The organism is Neoluteolibacter marinus (assembly GCF_014904755.1).
In the GTDB taxonomy this organism is placed as follows: Bacteria; Verrucomicrobiota; Verrucomicrobiia; order Verrucomicrobiales; family Akkermansiaceae; genus Haloferula; species Haloferula marina.
The window spans coordinates 1-364 of sequence record NZ_JACZFQ010000236.1; the positions used below are offsets into that span (position 1 = coordinate 1).

Genomic DNA, 364 nt, shown 5'->3' on the forward strand with positions numbered 1-364 from the left:
AGCGGCAGGTCCGGATTGGGTGCTACGACGAAGGGCTGCCGGCCCATCTCCGTGAAGACCCAGCCCGCCACATTGGCCCCGAACGGGGCCAGGATGCCCACGACGCCCAGACCCATCAGCCCCTTCGACAGGGGCACCGTGCCCTTGCGCGTGAGCCACCAGGCACCGGCGCAGGCCACGGCCGCCAGACCGCCGAAGGTGATCATCAGCCGGAAGCCCCAGTAGGTGACCTCCATGAGGGGCTGGTACTCGATCTGCTCACCGGCTCGGTCGCCGTAGAGCTCGTCGTCGGCCAGGTTCGTGCCGTACTCCTGCTCGTACTCGGGCTGCAGCGTGTTCAGCCCCGCCACGTCGGTCGTGAAGT

The 364-nt window shown here is 68.4% G+C and carries 1 protein-coding gene; it reads right to left on the bottom strand.

The features are described 5' to 3' along the window. The coding region (locus tag IG178_RS24645) for a cytochrome ubiquinol oxidase subunit I (RefSeq protein ID WP_193215229.1) at positions 1-364 on the bottom strand (364 nt) is incomplete at both ends.